Annotated in this window: 16 protein-coding genes and 1 pseudogene; 12 read left to right on the top strand and 5 right to left on the bottom strand. The window is 66.0% G+C overall.

Features of this window, described 5'->3' with window-relative positions:
• The first annotated feature begins 85 nt into the window (after positions 1 to 85).
• Together ACFU5M_RS26145 and ACFU5M_RS26150 are read left to right on the top strand one after the other, a co-directional pair.
• Positions 86 to 793, top strand: coding sequence for a PadR family transcriptional regulator (locus ACFU5M_RS26145; RefSeq protein WP_379053416.1), 708 nt, complete (start codon positions 86 to 88; stop codon positions 791 to 793).
• Between the two features lie 11 nt (positions 794 to 804).
• Positions 805 to 2,289 (top strand): DHA2 family efflux MFS transporter permease subunit, encoded by a 1,485-nt coding sequence (locus tag ACFU5M_RS26150; RefSeq protein ID WP_379053417.1) that lies wholly within the window; start codon positions 805 to 807, stop codon positions 2,287 to 2,289.
• Positions 2,290 to 2,379: 90 nt separating this feature from the next.
• On the opposite strand, the gene ACFU5M_RS26155 is transcribed toward ACFU5M_RS26150, so the two are convergent.
• The 5 genes from ACFU5M_RS26155 to ACFU5M_RS26175 form a co-directional block, all read right to left on the bottom strand.
• Positions 2,380 to 4,125 (bottom strand): molybdopterin-dependent oxidoreductase, encoded by a 1,746-nt coding sequence (locus ACFU5M_RS26155; RefSeq protein WP_379053418.1) that lies wholly within the window; start codon positions 4,123 to 4,125, stop codon positions 2,380 to 2,382.
• Between the two features lie 221 nt (positions 4,126 to 4,346).
• Positions 4,347 to 6,140 carry an AMP-dependent synthetase/ligase gene (locus ACFU5M_RS26160; RefSeq protein WP_379053419.1) on the bottom strand — a complete coding sequence of 598 codons (1,794 nt, stop codon included), beginning with the start codon at positions 6,138 to 6,140 and terminating at the stop codon, positions 4,347 to 4,349.
• Positions 6,141 to 6,259: 119 nt separating this feature from the next.
• Positions 6,260 to 7,177, bottom strand: coding sequence for an alpha/beta hydrolase (locus ACFU5M_RS26165; RefSeq protein WP_379053421.1), 918 nt, complete (start codon positions 7,175 to 7,177; stop codon positions 6,260 to 6,262).
• A 22-nt stretch (positions 7,178 to 7,199) separates the two neighbouring features.
• Positions 7,200 to 8,030 carry an SDR family NAD(P)-dependent oxidoreductase gene (locus ACFU5M_RS26170; RefSeq protein ID WP_379053423.1) on the bottom strand — a complete coding sequence of 277 codons (831 nt, stop codon included), beginning with the start codon at positions 8,028 to 8,030 and terminating at the stop codon, positions 7,200 to 7,202.
• Positions 8,027 to 9,556 carry a flavin-containing monooxygenase gene (locus ACFU5M_RS26175; protein WP_379053426.1) on the bottom strand — a complete coding sequence of 510 codons (1,530 nt, stop codon included), beginning with the start codon at positions 9,554 to 9,556 and terminating at the stop codon, positions 8,027 to 8,029. Before ACFU5M_RS26175 ends, ACFU5M_RS26170 begins: the two co-directional genes overlap by 4 nt.
• A 70-nt stretch (positions 9,557 to 9,626) precedes the next feature.
• Between ACFU5M_RS26175 and ACFU5M_RS26180 the strand changes: the two genes are divergently transcribed.
• From ACFU5M_RS26180 to ACFU5M_RS26225, 10 genes and pseudogenes are all read left to right on the top strand, one after another.
• The gene (locus ACFU5M_RS26180) at positions 9,627 to 10,259 is read left to right on the top strand and encodes a TetR/AcrR family transcriptional regulator (protein ID WP_379053427.1); all 633 of its coding nucleotides are present in this window, start codon (positions 9,627 to 9,629) and stop codon (positions 10,257 to 10,259) included.
• 593 nt (positions 10,260 to 10,852) lie between these two features.
• Positions 10,853 to 12,898: an NERD domain-containing protein gene (locus ACFU5M_RS26185; protein ID WP_379053429.1), complete on the top strand. Its 2,046-nt coding sequence runs from the start codon at positions 10,853 to 10,855 to the stop codon at positions 12,896 to 12,898.
• A 161-nt stretch (positions 12,899 to 13,059) separates the two neighbouring features.
• Positions 13,060 to 13,965, top strand: a complete 906-nt coding sequence (locus tag ACFU5M_RS26190; RefSeq protein WP_379053431.1) for an aromatic prenyltransferase — start codon at positions 13,060 to 13,062, stop codon at positions 13,963 to 13,965.
• A gap of 272 nt (positions 13,966 to 14,237) precedes the next feature.
• On the top strand, positions 14,238 to 14,531 hold the full coding sequence (locus ACFU5M_RS26195; protein WP_379053433.1) for a WXG100 family type VII secretion target: 294 nt from the start codon (positions 14,238 to 14,240) through the stop codon (positions 14,529 to 14,531).
• A pseudogene (locus ACFU5M_RS26200) lies at positions 14,528 to 14,779 on the top strand (WXG100 family type VII secretion target); the annotation flags it as partial. The gene ACFU5M_RS26195 and the pseudogene ACFU5M_RS26200, both read left to right, overlap by 4 nt.
• Positions 14,780 to 15,396: 617 nt before the next feature.
• Complete coding sequence (locus ACFU5M_RS26205; RefSeq protein WP_379053435.1) at positions 15,397 to 15,705, top strand: WXG100 family type VII secretion target; 309 nt, start codon at positions 15,397 to 15,399, stop codon at positions 15,703 to 15,705.
• Positions 15,705 to 15,992 (top strand): WXG100 family type VII secretion target, encoded by a 288-nt coding sequence (locus ACFU5M_RS26210; protein ID WP_379053437.1) that lies wholly within the window; start codon positions 15,705 to 15,707, stop codon positions 15,990 to 15,992. The genes ACFU5M_RS26205 and ACFU5M_RS26210 overlap by 1 nt, the downstream gene beginning before the upstream one ends.
• Positions 15,992 to 17,206: a colicin E3/pyocin S6 family cytotoxin gene (locus ACFU5M_RS26215; protein WP_379053438.1), complete on the top strand. Its 1,215-nt coding sequence runs from the start codon at positions 15,992 to 15,994 to the stop codon at positions 17,204 to 17,206. The genes ACFU5M_RS26210 and ACFU5M_RS26215 overlap by 1 nt, the downstream gene beginning before the upstream one ends.
• A 93-nt stretch (positions 17,207 to 17,299) precedes the next feature.
• Entirely contained in the window at positions 17,300 to 17,530 is a 231-nt protein-coding gene (locus ACFU5M_RS26220) for a hypothetical protein (protein ID WP_379053440.1), read from the top strand.
• Between the two features lie 37 nt (positions 17,531 to 17,567).
• Positions 17,568 to 17,936: a YbaB/EbfC family nucleoid-associated protein gene (locus tag ACFU5M_RS26225; RefSeq protein WP_379053441.1), complete on the top strand. Its 369-nt coding sequence runs from the start codon at positions 17,568 to 17,570 to the stop codon at positions 17,934 to 17,936.
• Positions 17,937 to 17,975: the final 39 nt, after the last annotated feature.

The following is a 17,975-nucleotide window of genomic DNA, read 5'->3' on the forward strand; positions in this document are numbered from 1 at the left end:
CCGGCGGTAGCGTGCCGGACGGCGACAGGTTCGCGGCGTCGGTGGCCGAGGGCCGCGACGATTCGGCAACGGAGGTGACCACCACATGGGGCACGAGCAGGCGCATTCACCGGTGACGCCGCTGGCGATCGCCGTGCTCGCGCTGCTCGAGGAACGGCCCATGCATCCGTACGAGATGTTCCAGACGCTGATCGCCCGCCGGGAGGACAAGCTCGTCAAGGTGCGGCCCGGCTCGCTGTATCACACCGTGTCCCGACTGGCCGACCAAGAGTTGGTCCGCGCCGAAGGCGTCGACCGGGCCGGTAACCGGCCCGAACGCACCACCTACCGGATCACCGCGCGCGGCAGGGACGCGCTGCGCAACCGGATCGCCGAGATCGTGCGGCGTCCCGTCCCGGAGTATCCGATCTTTCCGGTGGCGCTGGGAGAATTGCACAATCTGCCCAAGCCGGAGGCGCTCGCGCTGCTGCGCGAACGAATCGGGGTACTGGAAACCGAACTGGCCGACACCGACATGCTGAGTGCGTGGGCCGAGGAGCACGCCGTCCCCCGCCGCTACTGGATCGCGCTGCCCTATCTGCGGGCAATGCTCGTCGCCGAACTCGCATGGGTCGAGGAGTTCACCGCCGAATTGGTTAGCGGCGCATTCGAGTGGGAGAACCTCGACCCCGTGACCGGGGCCCGCTCCGCCTGCGACGGCGCCGAGTCGGCCGCCGGCTCCGCGGTGTCGCCGCCTGCGCCACCCGGCGCCGTGGCGAACCCTGTCTCGAGCTCTTCGAATAATCCGAGTTAGGAACGAATTAGATGTCCCCACAACGCAATCCGTGGCCGGCGCTGCTAGCGTTGGTCGTCGGCTTCTTCATGATCCTGCTGGACATGACGATCGTCGCGGTCGCCAATCCCGCGATCATGACCAGCCTGCACGCCGATATCTCGCAGGTGATCTGGGTGACCAGCGCTTACCTGCTCACCTACGCGGTCCCGCTGCTGGTCACCGGACGGCTGGGTGACAGATTCGGCCCCAAGAACATTTATCTGATCGGCTTGGCGGTCTTCACCGCGGCGTCGCTGTGGTGCGGCTTGGCCGGCAGCATCGGCATGCTGATCGCGGCCCGCGCCGCGCAGGGCGTCGGCGCCGCGCTGATGACGCCGCAGACCATGGCCGTGATCACCAGGACCTTTCCGCCGGACCGGCGCGGCGCCGCCATGGGCCTGTGGGGTGGCGTCGCGGGATTGGCGACGCTGGTCGGCCCGATCCTCGGCGGTGTGTTGGTGGACGGTCTCGGCTGGGAGTGGATCTTCATCGTGAACGTCCCGGTCGGTGTCGTCGCCTTCGCGCTGGCTGTCTGGCTGGTGCCCGCGCTGCCGACCCACGAGCACAAGTTCGACATCCCCGGTGTGCTGCTCAGCGGCGTCGGCATGTTCCTGCTGGTGTTCGGCATCCAGGAGGGCAACAGCTACGACTGGTCGTTGCGTATCTGGTTGCTGATCGGCGCGGGCATCGTGGTGCTCGCGGTGTTCCTGGTCAATCAAGCCAGGATCAAGGGGGAGCCGTTGCTGCCGCTGAGCCTGTTCCGGGACCGCAACTTCGCGCTGTCCAATGCCGCGATCGCGGCGATGGGCGCGGCGGTGACCTCCCTGATGGTGCCGACGTACTTCTATTTGCAGGCCGTGCGGGAGTTGTCGCCGACGAAGTCGGCGCTGGTCTTCGCGCCCATGGCGATCGTGACCGGTTTCTCGGCCCCGCTGATCGGCAAGTTCGCCGACCGCTTGCACCCGCGGATCGTGCCCACCGTCGGCTTCGGCTTGTTCGCGCTGTCGGTGTTCTGGTTCGCGGCCCTGATGGATCCGAACTCGTCGCTGGCTTGGTTCCTGGTGGCCGCGGCGCTGGCGGGCTTCGCCAACGCCTGCATCTGGGCGCCGCTGGCGTCCACCGCCACCCACAACCTGCCGGTCCTGCAGGCCGGTGCGGGCGCCGGCGTCTACAACACGACTCGCCAAGTGGGCTCGGTGCTCGGCAGCGCGGCGATCAGCGCGCTGGTGGCGGCCAGGATGACGGCGAACGGACTGGGCGGTGGTCAGGTCGCCGAAGGCGGCGCGGGCCAGGGCCCGATCCCGGAGTTCGTCGAGGACTCCTTCAGCACCGCGCTGAGCCAGTCCACCCTGCTCCCTTCCGCCATCCTGCTCATCGGCGTCGCCGCCTCGGTTCTGTTCATCCGCCACGGCAAATCGGCCGCCCCCGGCGCACCGGTCGCGGCGGAACCGGTCAAGGTCGACCTCAGCAGCTGACCCCGCGGTGATGCCCGCCCCGGTCGACGTCTCCGGGCGGGCATCAGCGTGCTCGATGCGCTTGCTATGCACGACCATCCGAAAGTCGAGTCAACCTACGCTGAACGTGACCGAGGGGTAACCGGTTGCGCCGTCGGGGATCACATCGCGGCGTTCGGCGGTTTGGGTTTCGCCGACGCCGTCGGTGGCACGGGCGCGGATGGTGTGTGGGCCGGAGGTGGCGTCCCAGTCGAAAACCCATTGGCGCCAGGTGTCGATGGACTGTTCTTCGGAAAGGCGGGCCTGCTGCCAGGGGCCGTTGTCGATCTGGACTTCCACCGCGCGGATGCCGCGATGCTGGGCCCACGCCACACCGGCGATGGGGACGCGGCCGGGTTGGAGGCGGCCGCGGGCGCGCGGAGTGTCGATGCGGGTGCCGGTCTTGATCGGGCCGAGGGCCGACCAGCCGCGGCGGGTCCAGTACGCGGTGGCGCGATCGAAGCGGGTGACTTCCAGTTCGGTCACCCACTTGGTGGCCGAGACGTACCCGTAGAGGCCGGGCACGACCAGCCGGGCCGGGTAACCGTGCTGCACCGGAAGGGGTTCGCCGTTCATACCGATGGCGAGCAGGGCGTCGCGTCCGTCGGTGAGCACCGCCAGCGGAGTGCCCGCGGTCCAACCGTCGGCGCTGCGTGAGAGCACCATGTCCGCGTCGGGGTGCGGTCGGGCTTCGGCCAGCAGCTGATCCACGCGGTAGCCGAGCCAGCGCGCGTTGCCGATCAGGTCGCCGCCGACCGGATTCGACACACAGGCCAGCGTGACCAGATGTTCCTCCGCCGGACGACTCGCCAGATCCGCCCAGCTGAGCCGGATCTCGCGGTCGACCATGCCGTGGATGCGCAGCGACCAGCCGTCCTTGGACACTTGCGGCACGATCAGCGCGGTGTCGATGCGGTAGAAGTCGTCGTTCGGGGTCAGATAAGACGTGAGCCCGGGTACGCGGAGATCGACGCCGGGCGCGACCGGCTCGGCCGGGGCGGACGGCTCCGGCAGCTGCACCGCGGCGCGCTCGCCGGATACGTCGCTGTGGCGGGCACCGAGCACGCGCCCGCCGACCCCGGTGACTACGGCCAATCCGCCGACCACCAGCAGACCCTGCAAGACCTGCCTGCGCTCGGGGGCCGGGGACCGGTTGGTGTCGGCCACCGGCGCGGATGGCCCCGGCGGTATTCCCGGCACATCCTGACGCGAACCGCTGCCCGCGCCGGCCTCTACTGCGGCGTCGGACGTCTCGCCGATATCGGACGCAGGCCGGGAGCTGCCTCGAGTTGCGCCACCCGTGGTGGACGCCGACCCATCGGTCGCGGTCGGGACCTCGGGATCGCCGGTCGGCAGCGTCGCACCGGTTCGACTGTCGGCAGAGGACTTCTCGACGGCCGCATCGATGCGACGGGTCAGCGCCCGCAGCGCATAGATCCCCACGGCAACGCCGACGACCGTCGGCAACGCGGCGAACAGACCGATACGCGTCACCGCCACCCATGCCGTGACCACCCCGAACACCACGAACAACCATGAACCGGCGGCACGGCCGGTCCGCTCGATCGCCCCGGCGAGTCCGGCGACCAGCACGGCGATCACGCCCATGATCAGGTACAGCGCGACCTTGTCGTCGGTGCCGAAGGTGGTGATGGCCCATTCACGCAACCCGTCGGGCGTGTGGTCGACCACGCCCGATCCGAGGACGTGCAGCGGCGCGCTGCCGGGGTCCGGAACAGCCGCGAGGAGTTCGGCCACGCCCAGCGTCAGGCCTGCCGAGACCATCCCGGCCGGCACGCGCAGTCGCAGATCGGCCATGGCATCGAGACTACTGCCGGTGGGCCGCCGCAACCGCTGACCCGGTCGGCCACCGGCGTCGATGTTCGATCGCCGACGAGCCCTCGACCCGGACGAATTCGGTCGCGTTTGCGGCGCGTGCTTCGTCGAGGTGGCCGGGCACTGTTCGGCGTGGACGAGCCGGGACATGCGAAAGGCGCTGTCGGCGAACAGTTCGCGGACAGCGCCTCGCAGCGATCAGCTCAGTTGTAGATGCTCGCTACATCGTCGGCGTGCTGCTTCATCACGACCGCGCGCTTGAGCGACATCTTCGGGGTGAGTTCGCCGGTCTCCTGGGTCCAATCGATGGTCAGCAGACGGATCTTCTTGATCTGCTCGGCGTGCGAGACCTTCTTGTTGGTCTCGGCCACCGCCGCGTCCACCTCGGCGATCAGATCGGGGTTCTCGATCAGCTTCTCGATCGGGGTGTCGGCTGGCAGGTTGTTGCGTTCCTTCCAGCCGGGCAGCGACTCCGGGTCCAGCGTGAGCAGCGCGCCGATGAACGGCTGGCCGTCGCCGACCACCATCACCTGGCTGATCAGCGGGTGCGCCCGCAGCGAGTCCTCCAGCAGCGCGGGGGAGACGTTCTTGCCACCGGCGGTGACGATGATCTCCTTCTTGCGGCCGGTGATGGTGATGAAGCCGTCGCCGTCGATGGCGCCGAGGTCGCCGGTCTTGAACCAGCCGTCCTCGAACGCGTCCTCGGTAGCGTCCGCGTTGCCCCAGTAGCCGCTGAACACGACCGAGCCGCGCAGCAGCAACTCGCCGTCCTCGGCGATCTTGGCGGCGTGACCCTCGATCGGGCGGCCGACCGAGCCGACCCGGATCTGCTCCGGAGTGTTGACCGCGATGGCCGCGGTGGTTTCGGTGAGACCGTAACCCTCGTAGATGGTCACGCCGACGCCGCGGAAGAAGTGACCCAGCCGCGCGCCGAGCGGACCGCCGCCGGAGACGGCCGCCTCGCACTGACCGCCGAGGGCAGCGCGCAGCTTGCTGTAGACCAGCTTGTCGAACAGCGCGTGCTTCAGCTTCAGGGCGATGCCAGGTCCGCCGTTGTCGAGCGCCTCGCTCCACGCGATCGCGGTATCGGCGGCGGCGTCGAAGATCTTGCCCTTGCCGCCGTCGTGCGCCTTCTGCTTGGCGCTGTTGAACACCTTCTCGAACACTCGCGGCACCGAGAGGATGAAGTGCGGCCGGTAGCTGCCGAACTGCTCGACCAGGGTGGACCAGTCGGCGGTGTGCGCGACGATCACCTTGGCGTCGAACGCGGCCAGCGCGACGGCGCGGGCGAAGACGTGCGCCAGCGGCAGGAACATGAGGGTCTTCTTGCCCTCGGTGACGTACTTGGTCAGCGCGATCCGGTCGGACGCGGACTCCGCGTACAGGTTCGCGTGGGTCAGCATGACGCCCTTGGGGCGGCCCGTGGTGCCCGAGGTGTAGATCAGGGTGGCGGGCGACTGCGCGCCGACCTGGGCGCGACGCTCGTGCACGGCTTGATCGTCCAGCTCGGCGCCGCGGGTGGACAGCTCGTCCAGCGCGCCCTTATCGATCTGCAGGGTCTCCCGCAGGTCCGGCAGCGACCCGGACTCGATCTCGTCGATCACCTTGCGGTGCTTGTCGCTGTCCAGGATCAGCAGCTTGGTGGCCGAGTCCTGCAGGATCCACTTGGCCTGCTCGGCGGCGGAACTGTCGTAGATCGCCACGGTGCAGCCGCCCGCGGCCCAGATGGCGAAATCGAGGACGGCCCACTCGTAGCGAGTGGGAGCCATGATGGCGACGCGATCGCCGAGTTCGAGCCCCGAAGCGATCAGGCCTTTCGCCACGCCGGTGACGGTTTCCGCGAACTCCGCGGCGGTGACATCCCGCCAGCCGCCACTGCCGTTCGGCACGTTGAACAGCACCGTGTCCGGTGACTGCTCGGCGTGGCGGAAGACGTTGTCGGAATTGTTCGCGTCATCCGGAATGGTGTAGGAAGCCGGGACTTCGAACTCTCGCATCAGTGCCCTTCCACGTGGGTTTACTCGCCAGTAATCTACGACACCTGCGGGAGGGTCGTGAGGTCGACCACCGCCAATCGCCTCCGTACATCACCGCAGGCCGGGGACCCGCTCGGGTTTCATCCTAGTTCGCGCAGGTCCGCCGGTTGAATGGCTTCGCGCAGGAACTCGGCGAGTTCGCGCAGCGCGGCGGCCGCGGGCGCGGCCAGCGCGGCCTGCAGCTGAGCGACGTGCCACAAGCCCTTGCTCTCGGTGAAGCGGACGTGTACACCCGCCTCGCGCAGGGCAGCGACCAGTGCGACGCACTGGTGGTGTAACAGCTCGCTGACGTCCACCTGCACGTAGGTGGGCGGTAGGCCGCGCAGTTCGCCGGTCAGCGGAGCGTACGCCGGGTCTGCCGCGTCACCGCCGCCCAGGTAAGCGGCCGCGCAGGCGCGCGACCAGGGCTTGTTGATCACCAGATCGCGTTCCCGCCGCGGGATCTCGTTGGGATCGGCCCAGGGGGCGATCAAGCCGAGCGCGGCCGGGGTCTGCCCGTGCCGGGCGATCAGCCGTTGCGCGAGCGCCAGCGACAGACCGCCGCCTGCCGAATCGCCGGAGACGGCGATCCGGCCCGGCTGGAATCCTTCGTTCGCCACGAGTTCGAGGAAGGCGGCCTCGGCGTCGTCCAGCGCCGCGGGGAACGGGTGTTCCGGCGCGAGGCGGTAGTCCAGCACATAGACCGCGTAACCGGTGTCTCGCGCCAGCCGGGCCGCCAGTGAGCGGTGCGTCGCCAGGGAACCGACCGCGTAGCCGCCCCCGTGCAGGTAGAGGACGGCGCCGTCGTCGGCGGTGTCCGCGAAGCCGATCCGCTCGGCGGGCCTGCCGCCCAGCCGCAGCGGCCGCACGACGGCGTCCGCGGGCAGCAGCTGCGCCCGCGAACTCACGTCGAGCAGCCTGCGCTGCACGGCGAAGGGCAACCGCTTGTTCAGCGTCACTCGGAAAATCGGATTCAGTACCGCCCGCGCGAGGGGCAGCGGAAGGTTGATGTCCCGCATCGTCGTCTCTCGAATCTCGGGCTCAGGGCAGGAAGCGGCGCTCGACGTTGGCGGCGATCCGCTGGTACCCCGACGCGGTCACCCGGACGAACAGATCCAGCAGCTTCGCCTCCCAGCCGATCAGCACGCGGCCGTGCCCCTTGCGCACGCCCTCGGTGATGGTCTGCGCCGCCATCTCGGGGGTGTGGATGGCCAGCTTCTTGTCGAACATCGAGGCGGCCGACTTGCTGTCGATGCCTTCGGCGTAGGTGGCGTTGCGCGCGACCGCGGTCTTGATACCACCGGGATGCACGCAGGTGACCTGCACCGGATGCCGCGCGACGAGCATCTCCTGGCGCAGCGACTCGGTGAAGCCGCGCACCGCGAACTTCGCCGAGTTGTAGGCGCTCTGGCCGGGGATCGCGATCAGGCCGAAGAGGCTCGACACGTTGACGATGTGGCCGTCGCCGGACTCGATCACCATCGGCAGGAACGCCTTGGTGCCGTTGACGACGCCCCAGAAATCGACGTCCATCACGCGCTCGAAGTCCTTGTACTCCGAGCGGATGATTTCGCCGTGGTGGGCGATGCCGGCGTTGTTGTAGACCTGGTGCACGGTGCCGAAGTGGGCTTTCACCGCGTCGGCGTACAGGATCACCGCTTCGCGTTCGACCACGTTCAGCCGGTCGGACTTGACCTGCGCGCCGAGCTGCTCGCAGCGGCGGGTGGTCTCGGCGAGGCCTTCGACATCGATATCCGACAGGGCCAGCTTGGCGCCGCGCCGGGCCAGATTCACCGCCAGCGCACGACCGATCCCGGAGCCCGCTCCGGTGATCACACAAACCTTGTTCTTGAAGTAAGCGTCACTGCTCACGATGCCACTGCTTTCACATCGGTTCGGGAAATGGAGATGTCGTACGCCGCCACGTCGAATGTTCTGGTCAGCCTACGGAATTCGAAAGTGAAGTCCGGCCACAGCGTGGTGTTGTTGCCGTGCTTGTCCAGGTACCAGCTCGAGCACCCGCCGGTCAGCCAGACGCTGCCCGCCAGCTTCGCCTGCAGATCCTTGTTGTAGGCATCCTGCACGTCGCGGCGCACTTCCACGGTACGCAGGTCGAGGCGGTCGACGGTAGCCAGTGCGTCGGCGATGTAGTTGATCTGCGATTCGATCATGTACACCATCGAGGTGTGCCCGAGGCCGACGTTCGGGCCGAGCAGGAAGAACATATTGGGGAAGTTTGCGACCGAGGAGCCCTTGTAGCCCTGCTGACCGATCTCGTCGAACACCTCCGACAGCGTGCGGCCGTCGCGGCCGGTGATCGTGTCGTAGACCGGCGAGTCGGTGACGTGGAAACCGGTCGCCACGATCAGTGCGTCGATCTCGCGTTCGGTGCCGTCCTCGGTGACGATCGAGTTCGCGCGCACCTCGGCGATGCCGTCGGTGACCACGTCGACGTTGGGACGTGACAGCGCGGGGTAGTAGTCGTTCGAGATCAGCATGCGCTTGCAGCCGATCCGGAAGTTCGGCGTGACCTTGGCGCGCAACTGCGGATCGCGGATCTCGTAGCGAAGTTTGGCCTTCGCGATCGCCTCGAACAGCCGCATCAGGGCGGGAACCTTGGCCAGACCGACGACCTGGGTCTCGCGCGCGGCGTAGATCGCCGCGCGGGATAGTCGCTGCAGGCCCGGCACGTGCTTGAAGGCGAGTCGCTCGGCCTTCGTGTACGGACGGTCCAGACGCGGCAGCAGCCACGGCGCGGTGCGCTGGTAGACGTCCAGGTGGCCGACCTTCGGGGCGATGGCGGGCACGATCTGGATGGCCGAGGCGCCGGTGCCGATGATGGCGACCCGTTTGCCGGTGAGATCGGCGTCGTGGTTCCAGCGGGCGGAGTGGAAGATCTCGCCTTCGAACTCGTTGATGCCTTTGATGTCCGGCAGCGCGGGTTCGCACAGCGCGCCGACCGCCGAGACCACCGTGTCGGCGGTGAAGCTGCCCTTGCTCGACTCGATCTCCCACAGCGCGGTCTCGTTGTTCCAGCGGGCGCTGGTCACGTCGCAGTCGAAGATGTGCTTGTCGCGCACGTCGTAGCGCTGGGACACGTCCTGGATGTACCGCTGGATCTCGCCCTGCCGGGAGAACGACCGCGACCAGTCCGGGTTCAGGGCGAAAGAATACGAGTACAGATGCGACGGGACGTCGCAAGCCGCACCGGGGTAGGTGTTGTCGCGCCAGGTGCCGCCGACGTCGCTGCCGCGTTCCAGCACGAGAAAGTCGTTGCGACCCTCCTGGGTCAGCCGGATGGCCAGACCCAGACCCGCGAACCCGCTGCCGATGATGATCGTCTTGGCGTGGCGCGTGGGTCGGCCGGCGACAGCTTTGTCTGTAACCTTGCGACTCATGTAACGAAGCCTACGATGCTATTGAGCACGAGTCAACAGTGTATTGACTCCCGTTCAGTAGGATGTGTCGGTGACCAGAACTCAGTCGGACGCCCCCAAGCGCACGCGGCTCAGTCCCGACGAGCGCCGCGAGCAGCTGATCACCCTGGGCGCCAAGATGCTCGGCGAGCGTTCCATCGACGACATCTCCGTCAGCGAGATCGCCGCCCAAGCAGGCATCTCCCGAGGCCTGCTGTTCCACTACTTCCCGACCAAGCAGGACTTCCAGCTGGCGATCGTGCGACACGCCAATGCCGAACTGATCGAGCGCGTAATCCCGGACCGCTCGCTCGGTCTGTTCGAGATGCTGCGCGACTCCATCGAGCGCTACATCGAGTACGTCACCGAGAACCGCACGTCCTACCTCGCGCTGTTGCGTGGTCCGACCAGCGTCAGCCCCGAGCTGGCCCCGCTGGTCGATCAGACCCGCGACGCCATCATCGGCATCATCCTCGCCGAGACGCCGGTTCCGGTCGCCGATTCCGACCATCCCCGGCTCATGCTCGCCATGCGCGGGTGGATCGCGTTCGTCGAGGAATCCACGCTCACCTGGCTGCGCTCCGAACCCATCTCCCGTGCCGAGTTGATCGACCTGCTGGTCGAATCGTTGATCGCCATAGCGTTCTCGGTGGATCCGGCTCTGGCTTCGGCACTGCGGGGTTGACGAAGTTCCGGCTTGCTTCTGTCGGATTCGTCAGGTCGACGGTGTGGTCCGCCGGGATGATCGAGAAAGGCGACTGGATCCGCAGTGGCAGAGGAGCGAGTGCGTGGGTCGTCGAGGTATCGCTTGACGACATTCGGCTGCTCGGTCGAGCAACGTTCGGCGAGAGTGCTCTTACCAGGCGTCGATCTGCCGAAGGATACGGCGTTGAACTGCCGAAGTATGTGGTGTCGATCGGCCGAAGGATGTGCCGTCGATCTGCCGAAATAGCTGCCGATAGTCTGCCGAAGACGTCGGCGTGGAGCTGTTGGTGATGTCTGCGAGGGCTACGGAACGTCGGGCATCACGAAGGGAGAGTGCGCGCCCGGATGTAGCCCTAGCCCCAGTGGGACACGCTGCGTTCCTGCGGATCGTTTGAGGCGATACCGCTCGGCTTTGCGCCAGGCGGAATCCCTGTGGCGCTGCCCACACGCCGCACTCCGCATGCCCTTCTGCTGCCAATACCCTGCTGCTCCAGTGTCTTTCGATTTTGCCTTGGATATTCCGGCGCATACCGTTGGGCGGTCGATGGTGTGGGACGGCGATGGAGGCCGCCGATGTTGGTCATCAATGAACGAACGACGGCGCCGCGATCCGAACAGCGCGTGCTCGACTGGATGCGGAGTTGGACCGGCCAGTACGTCATTGTGGGACTCGCGATCTCGGGGTGTTACCTACCCGACCGCGAGCGCAGAGACGAAACGCAAGAAGCCGATCTGGTCGTGATCACCCCCAGAGCCGCGGTCGTCGTCGAGGTCAAGGGCACCGTCCCCGAGGCGACGAGCGGTGTCCTGTCGGTGCAGGCCAACGGCCGCTGGCGGCTGTCCGGCTACGCGGGCGACCCGATCCACGTGCGCGACCACGACAGCAGCCCGTTCGACCAGGTGACGAACAACGTCTTCAACTTGAAGGCGCTGGTGCGCAAGCACAACGCCGACGCCTTCGTTGACGGACTGATCGTCCTGGTGCCGCCCAAGGATTCGAACCTCACCCTGAACATCGAGTCACGCAGGCGTGGTTGCGCGGTGGTGCTGGGAGCCGGGCAAGCCGACCTGCGCGCGTGGTTCCACCGCACCGCGAGCCGCAAGCTCATCTGGACCGCCGAACGCACGCACGCCCTGCTCACCGATTTGAACCTGGGCGATCAGGTCACCGTCGACGACTTGGCAGCGGACGGGTTCCCGCCGGAGCAGAAGTTGCGGGCCGGGATGCTGGCGGCGCTGGAGAGTGTCACGCGGAAGGCTCCCGAGCTCGGGGGTGGGACGTCCAGCGAAGATTCCGGCACCGACGACGTGTCGGCTGGTTCGGACGCGCCACCGGTTTACGCCGCGCCCGAGCCGCACGACCTCGATCCGGATGCAGCGCTACTCAGCGAATCCGGCGCGACGCGAACCACCGAAAACGGTGACGAGGCAGATGAGGTTTATCAGCAGTTCCCGGAGGTAGATCAGTCGCCTGCGTCGCAGTCCGCGCTGCCTGCGCTGGAGCAAGCCGACGCCTCGGGAACCGTGGCCGCGCAGGAGCGCCCCGCCCGGGATGTCGAGGAGCACGAGGGCTCGGAGTTCGTGCCGTCGACGCGGCCCAGTGCCGACAGCGCACAGCGAGCCCAAGGGGCGTCGTCGACGGCTCGGCAGTCGCTCGAGTGCACGGATGTGCCAGGCGGCAGCCAGAAGGTGTCCGCGTCAGAGTCGCATTCCTCGCAGGCACTTGTCGCCGTAGCTGCGCAGGCGCAACCCGCCCAGACGGATCCCTTCGCGCCGGAATACCTCGCGCCGGAGCCCGAATCACATCCCGCACCGTCGGACCCGACAACTCATGCCGATCTGTACGCTCGGAAAGACGATCACCGGTCCGCATCGTCTCTTGCGGATGCGCCGCCGCTCGATTCCGATGTGCTTTCGGACGAGCACGCGCAGCCGCCTCGGTTCGAAGGCCGCCTCGCGGCGAAGCCCTCGCGGGAGGAACTCGCCGAGCCGTACGCCGATGCGACGGGACGTTTCACCACCGGATTCGGGCCGTCGACACGGCCCGCCACTGCCGAGTCCAACACGATGGAACCAACCGACTTCGAGTTCCCGCCCGGCGATGAGGAATTCGCTCCTGACGCGCGATCGGCGCCCGCACCGTCGTCCTTCACGGACAACTGGTCGTCGTGGATCGAGCCCGCCGCCGACCGGCCTCGGCGCCCACGTCCGGTGCAGGCGCCTCCGCCGAGCCGGCCCGCATCGTGGTCAACGCCCACCCCCGCACCCGAGCCACTGCGCCGACCCACGCCGACGGCTGTGCTCGAGCGCCGTCCACGGGTCCCGGTTCGCGAGCAGATAACCGCCCTGTCCGCGCGGATCCCCGGTCGCACCTCCGAGAAATCGAAGCCCCGCGGCCACCGCTCGCAACAGATCGCCGCGGTAGCTCTGATCGCGCTGGTCATCGGCACGATCTGGATACTGGCCGCCTCCTGCTCGACGCCCACCGGCGGCGCTGTGCAACCGACCCAAGCTCCTGTGCTCACCACCGAGGCGGTTCCCCCACCGCCGCCCGTCACGGAAACCCCGGCCCGCATGAACCTGCTGCCTTTGTGCACTCCGCGCACGCCGAAGTGCTGACGACGCAGGCGGGCATGCGGGGCCGTCCGTCCACCGCGTGACTCTGGAAGGATGCGGTGCCTGCATTCCCACACATGGCACCAGGCTCTGAGTTGCATTCTGATTGAATGGAATTGGCGGAAGCGTGATGTTGCTCGTAGCACCGATCTCTGGAAGGACGCGTGTTCACCACCACCGAATCCGAGCTGGAAGATCTCTACGCGGCCATCGAGGAATCCGCGCGGCTATGGAACGTGCCCTGCACTCGAGAAGCTGTCCGGCCCACTCTGACCGCGTACGGCGCGATGCTCACGCGTTCCGTGATCTCCCTCCGAGTGGTCACCGAGGCCCGCCGCTCGCGAGACCTCGACTACCGCTTCTTGACGCTGCCGAGCGACATCGACCCTTACGACATCGCCCTTTCCAACGAACTCATTTCCGAGACCGATCATCCGGTCGGCGCTCTGCTGGACCAGGTCCGGGAACGGTGCCCCATCCACAGCTACGGGATCGACATCGGTGTAGTCGGCGGCTTCAAGAAAATCTGGCCGTTCTTTCCCGCCGATGGCATGCAGAAGGTATCGGAGCTCGCCGAACTACCGTCCATGCCGCCCGGTCTCGCCGACCATGCCCGCATGTTCGCACGTCACGGCTTGGAGGACAAAGTCGGCTTGCTCGGTATCGACTACCACGACAAGACGATGAACGTGTACTTCCCCGGACTGTCGGCCGACTACTTCGAACCCCGCGCCATCCTGTCGCTGCACCGGGATGCCGGACTCCCGGACCCGAGCGATGACTTTCTCTCACTCACCGAGAAAGCATTCGATATCTACGCCACCATCAGCTGGGAATCTCCCCGGATCGAGCGCCTCTGCTTTCCGGTGGTAACACCGGATCCGACCACGCTTCCGGTTCGGATCGATCCGCGCTTCGAGCAACTCGTCGACAAAGTTCCGATCAGCACGACCGACCGTCGATTCACCTACGCCGCCACCTCGTCGCCCGATGGGGAGTCCTACAAGTTCAGTTGGTTCTACCAATGGCAGCCCAGAATATTGGACAGGATGAAGACGTCCGATTCATAACACTGTCGATAGGGCGTTCCGTAGTTGATAGTTGCCGGGGGCGTGCCCAGAGCGTGGGCTGAACCGGTTCACCTGGCAGCGGCCTGGTGCCACATCGCTCTGCGCTTCGACGCTGTCGAAGAAGGCGGAGTTGAGCGCCACGATGTATTGGAATCAGTACTCGCCATCCGACCAAGATCTCCCACCTCGCTCTACCGGTATCCCAAGCCCGTGTCGGTCAGGATTCGCGTCATGAGTGATGGGGGACACCAGCCTCTGGCCAGAACCCCGCGGTGGTGCCCGAGAAGGTGCGCGAGGTAGGCAAGTACGCCTACGAGTTGGCGGAGGCGCTGCGCGCGGCGTTGGACTCCACCGCGCAAGAGGTCGCTTCGCTGACCGATGGCGGCTGGTCCGGGGACGCTGCCAACGAATTCTCCGAGGGCTGGACCGAGGTCCGCGATGGCGGCGCCAGAATCATGACCGCCCTGACTGGTATGGCGGAAAAGCTCGGCGTCACTGCGGAAACCTATCAAGCACGCGATGAAAGCAACGCTGCCCTGAGCACTTCGAGTTTGGATCTGCCATGAACGCTCGGTTTTCGGTCGACCTGGATCATCTCGATGAGATCGTGGTTCGTCTGTCGGGTCTGGCCGGGTTCATCGGCGAGCATCTCGATGAGATCGATCACCGGGTCGCGACCCTGGCCGGTACTGGGTGGGAAGGGGTTGCGGCCCAGGCGTATGCCGATGCCCACACTCAATGGATCGCCGGGGCACGGGAGTTCGTCGAAGGTGTGAAGGATGTCAGCGACGCGGCGAGGGCGGCCCATGCGCGCTACACCACCGCCCACGACACGAACTACAAGATGTTCTCCCAGGGTAAGACACTTGGGTGTACTGGTTATCGACTGGCAGACCTACTACGACGCCGGCAAGAAATGCCACGCCCTGGCAACCGACCTCCGTGCCGCCGATCCCCTCATCGGCGCGTGATGATCAATCGTGACATGTGTCGCGCATCGTTTCAGCCTGAACCCGTGAAAGGGGTGAGATCATCTGGATTCAGTGTCCCTGTCGGGGGGAGTGTTTCGCGTAGGAAGGATCTACCTGCCTCCGACTGCTTCCACGCGGGGCCGCTCCGATCGGCCGGTGATGACGGGCGGGCAGTACCCGGTAGTAGGCCGGACAACCGGTGGCGAGCTAGAGGGGGCTGGTGGGTAGACCTTGCGCACCCAGCAGGGCGTGTCCACCGGCCCGTCCGTAAGAGTGTCCGGCGGAGCTCGCTCGAGCGGGCTGCCGGAGGCCAGCTCAAGCTGGATGAGATCGTCAGTGCGAGAGCGCGAGGAGTCTGATGGCGAGATCCGCTGGTATCTCTCCATCGACTGCGAAAAGCTCACTCCTGCTTCGAAATTGCTTTCGCTGTTCTCCCTCGACTCCGTGGTAGCGTCGCAAAATGCATAGCAATCCCGAACAGATGCATGCCGCGGCCGACCGGATATCGGCAAGGGCGAACGAGTTCTGGGACGACGTCGAGGCGTTGCGCAAGGAAGCCGATGACCTGATGTCTGCCGATTGGACCGGCGAGGCGGCCGATTCGCACGCCGCGCTGTGGACCGAGTGGGTGGATTCGGCACGGAAGGTTGCTGCCGCTCTCAGCGACGATGCGGCGTTGATACATCAGGCCGCTGACAGGTACGTGAAGACGGATACCAGCAACGCCGGCGACCTTACGTACGTTCAGTTCAATCTGGGCAATCAGTGATGTCCGCTTACACTGCCGACACCGACCGGATTCTGGCCCTAGTCGAGAAGGCTCGACGAATCGGCGAGCAGATCGAGCAACGTATCGCCGATGTCGAGCGCGAAGTCGCCGCGCTGCATATTGAATGGGAAGGCAAGGCGGCGGAGGCGCACCGGTCGAAACATGACACCTGGCACCGCGAGATGAATGACATGAAGACGGCGCTCACGGAACTCGAAAACGCCGCCCGCTCCGCTCGGGACCGATACCTGGCCAATGTTGCTCACAACCGGGGAATGTGGCCCTGATGGCGCCCATCACCATGGATCCAAGCGTCCTGTACAGCGCAGCGTCACTGTACGAAGCGGCCCGTAACGACGCCGACGGTGTCATGCGAACGCTCGCTGGGGCACTGGACAAAGATTGGGGCTGTGCGGGCAGCGACAGCGCGGGCCGCACCTGGGCCAGCAGTTATGACCCGGCCGCATTCAACGCCGTGGCCGCCGGAACGAATCTCGTCAACGCATTCGGCAAGCTCCATGACCTGATTGCGTTCACCGCTGCCAATCACGTCAATACCGAGAAGCTCAACAAGACGCCTCCGGAGCCACCGGATCCATCGCCCCCGGTCCTCGAAACTACGACGCCACCGATATTCAAGGGTGCATTCGGCGGGGACACCGACCCGCCGTTCGGGTGGGAACTGGTCAGCAGCTGGCTGCAGGGCCACACCTGGCCGAACGGAAATCCCGACAAGCTGAGGAGAATCGGAAAAGCGTGGAGAGACGCAGCTAAAGGGCTACGCAGTGCCAGCGATGGAACCGGACAGGCGTGGCTGAACCTGGAGGAGATCGCCTCAGAAGAACTGCCGCAGGCACTCGCTCAGATGGACCTGGTGTTCACAAGCGTCGAGACCGTCGCTACGAAATACGAGAGTCTCGGCAGCGCATGTGACGATTGGGCGCAGCAGATCGAAGACGCGCACCAGAAGATCCTCGCCATCCTCGCGGGCGCGCTCGGTGTCGGAATCATTGCCGGGGTTCTGGTCGGCATTTTCACTGCCGGAACAGGAGCCGTCGGGACGACAGCAGCAGCAGGGAGTTCCGCCGGCGCCGCCATCGTCACCGTACTCATCGCGTTCGACGCAGCCGCCGCCCTGGCCGCTGGTGTGACCGTCGCGGCGGGCGCAGCGGTCATCGGTGTGGCTACCGAACTGCAGCCCCTTCTAGAGGCCAACCCCACCCAGTTCAACGCCAGCACGAGCGCAGGCGGGGGTAACCACAACTATGTCCCCCCACCAAAGGGTGGGCTGCCGGGATTTCCAAAAGCGCAGCCAGTGAAGAAAGTTGGACCGCGGTACAGGCAGCGATGGCAAGACAATGATGGCAATCTCTATGAATGGGACTATCAGCACGGCGCTGTGGAGAAATACAGCAAGAACGGTAAGCATCTGGGCGAGTACGATCCCAATACAGGAAATCAAACAAAGCCACCCGACCCCGGTCGCGTACCCGGGCGGTGAGATCTCTGAGATCGAGCCAAGGGGCGCAGGCAGTCGAGGCCGCTGCGGGCGGTACTTATCACAGCAGTCGTCACCGAACCCTATTGGAGCGCAATGAACTATCTGGAAGCCTACGATAGGCAGTCCGGGTTCCTGGTCAACGAGTATCCGCTACGCGGCATCGATCTTTCGGAACTGAAGCTGTTGCTGAAGATTGATGAAGGTATCGAGATATATGGCTGCGATGTCTCTCGCGCACAGGTAAGCGAGCTCGCTCGATACATTAGCGAGCCGTTCGTGATAGACGACGCGTGTGACTACCAGGTCGGCTTTTACCGCGAGTAACCCAGCGCGCCCGAAGATCCGACCTTCAGGAGGCATCGTGGAATATTTGGACCAATGGAACGAAGAGCAGCGCCGAGCCGTAGCCGGATGGCGGCGCAAGAATAACGATTTAGGGCAGGCTCTCGCGCAGATAACGGTCCGAGTCGGGTCCCGTAATGGCGAGCTGGGCGTGACTGTAGACGCGCACGGCAAGGTAGCCGATCTGCGGCTCACGCCGCAGGCTCTCCGGCTCGGCGAAGTCCAGCTTGCGCGGGTGTTGTTGGAGACCATCCAGCGCGCACAATCAGATGCGGAGCAACAGGTAGACGCCATGTCGCGCCCATACACCGAGGATCCCGATGCCGCCGCCGCAATGCGGTTCCTCCGTCAGACTCTGGGCGAACATGCACCTCGAAGGCGACCATGAGATGCCCGCGACATTCCACACGCAGCCGCAGGTCAGAGA

The organism is Nocardia sp. NPDC057455 (assembly GCF_042802775.1).
GTDB lineage: Bacteria > Actinomycetota > Actinomycetes > Mycobacteriales > Mycobacteriaceae > Nocardia.